General features: G+C 37.3%; 1 protein-coding gene. It reads left to right on the forward strand.

The window, feature by feature from the left end:
- Nucleotides 1–37 precede the first annotated feature (37 nt).
- Nucleotides 38–2,673: hypothetical protein (locus tag FLACHUCJ7_RS01130; RefSeq protein WP_219634036.1), on the forward strand; the 2,636-nt coding region annotated here is incomplete at its 3' end.

Here is a 2,673-nt window from a genome sequence, read left to right on the forward strand (position 1 = left end):
TGGAGATTAAATAATTGAAGACCTCAATAAATAAAATATGAAAAGATTAATTATCTCCCTGGCTGCGACCCTTTCAATGACAAGTTTCTATTCGCAGAACCAAGACATAGCATACCCGCATGTCACCCCTATGAGCCCAAATGCAGCCGAATTTGCCAAATATGCAGATTATCCAGTGTCGTATTATACAGGCACTCCAAATACCAGCATTCCTATTTACGAGATAGATGTAGATGGCTACAAACTCCCTATTTCGCTTAATTATCATGCATCAGGAATCAGGGTAGATCAGGAAGCCACATGGGTCGGGCTGGGCTGGTCACTCGATGCAGGAAGCAGGATATCAAGAACAATCAATGGTAGTGAGGATTTTATGGAAAGTACATTCGACAGGAATCATCCATTTTGTGAAAAAGGCTATTATTATGCCCCTGATATAGGGCCAAATTTTGACAACCAGTATCGTTTAGATGGTATCGATGCATGTCCGAACTGGGGCACTGAATATCATTTGATCTGTGATCCCGAGCCGGATATTTTTTATTACAACCTGCCGGGAGGGATTAACGGGAAATTTATACTTGACAAATCAAGAGGAGCTGTGCTTTTTGATAAATCTCATAATTTGAAAATCGAAGTAACAAAAAACAGGGGAGAAAGCTCTGTTTGGTTTAAAATAACAGACAGCGAAGGAAATCAATATCTGTACAGCCAAACAGAGATTACACAAAATTATACAGAGCAAAATCCGTTAAATAAAAATTTAAACTCCTCCAATACTAAATATGATGATGATATAACATCGTATATATACTGGAGACCCTTTACTAAAGGACAAACATGTGGGGAGGAAGTCGAATATGATGCATATCCACAAACCCCTGATCGCCTAGATACTAGCTGGTGCTTAAGTAAGATTATTACAAAGAATGAACGGGAGATCAACTTCACTTATGATACAGAGGTGCAATACCTGCCTACACAGGAATCCAGTGAAAAATATTGGCGCCCCGTTTACGGCGGACAAGATCAACAAAGCTTTCTTGCATATTACAGATCTAAGGTTGTCAATGTAGCATCGAGGTTAAAATCGATCCAGGGTGATTTTGGCCGTGTTGACTTTACTTGTTCTGAGAGATATGATATTAAAGGCACCGCTAAAAAGTTAGACCAAATCTTGATCCGCAACAGCAATAATGCCCTTCTGAAATCCTTTAAATTTGAGTACAGCTATTTTAATGATGACTATACCGGTAATGCACAATATGTAAATGTATTCAAAAGACTAAAATTGAACAAGGTAACCGAATATTCCTCTTTGGACGAGCCATTAAATAAAGGTCATCTTTTAGACTATTACCCAGGCAGTTTCCCCGCTAAAAACTCAAAAAATGTCGATTACTGGGGATTTCAGAATGGAAAAGATTACGGTGAAAATTACGTAATTGGAATAAACATTGGCAATAGCCAAAAATTTATAGGGATTAAAAAAGAAGCTAATTTCCAAAAAGCGATCATAGGTACCTTAAACAAAATAACCTATCCTACAGGTGGAACAGCGGAATTTAAATTTGAAAGCAACATCATTCCCTCTGGCTATTTCAAAACCTACACAGCAGATATAGAATCTTCTACGAATGATGTTCGAGTAGATGTATACAAACATTATATCATGAATGAATTTCCGAATGCTCTTTCCCAGGACATATACCGTTTTGAAATCAAGGGAAAAACAGAACTAACAATAGGTTGCTACATGGAGAATTTCTGGAGGCTAAAAGACCCGACCTATAATTATGACCACCCTAATTATCCACTTGGCGTACTTAAAAGAATAAGCCCAGCACCAGCTACTTTATACAGTCAGGTATGCCCTTATATTTTTAGTGAATCAACGTTTCCTGGACAAGGTGTCGAGATAACGATGCAACCAAAGAAAATTATATTGGAGGCTGGCACTTATGAATTTGTAGCTAATACTCCACCAAAAGATGTTTATGCATCTTGGAAGTTACATTTTGACTATTTGTATACACCTATAATAACTAACGGAAATCAACCACCTGACTATGATGGAGGTGGTATTAGGATAAGTGAAATAAAAACAGATGCAAAAATTAGAAAATTCAAATACCCGACAGCAAATATACCTGTTAACCCAATTTTCCATTATAGTGGCAGAATAGAAGGGCTCCCATATTATTTTGGACAGGGAATAATACAGACATCTGAATCCAGAACTCCCTTGTCAGCATTTAACAGAGGAAATGCTGTAGGTTATGATTGGGTAGAGGAATCCCTTACAGATGAAGAGGGCGATGTTTCCACTATACGAACGACTTTCTATAATGACGATGAAGAAATCATTGATCGTATGTATCCCAATTCACCCGCTTATATAAACTATACCAATGGATTGACCAAATCCATCGAAAAGTTTACCACCAAAAAAGGAAGCATTGCAAGGCTTGTAGAAAAAGAGGATTTTATCTACACGTCAACCTACAGTAATATTATTAAAGCTTTCAAGGATAGAGAACAAAATAAGGTTGATTTTTTAACTTACAATTATATACTAGAATGGCCATTGCCTACCCAGGTCATCAAAACAGAAAAGACCGATGACGGTAAAAGCATCATCTCAGAAACCAATTATACTTACAATGCAAAGGA

Origin of the sequence: Flavobacterium salmonis (assembly GCF_903819435.1) — a bacterium.
Lineage (GTDB): Bacteria > Bacteroidota > Bacteroidia > Flavobacteriales > Flavobacteriaceae > Flavobacterium > Flavobacterium chungangense.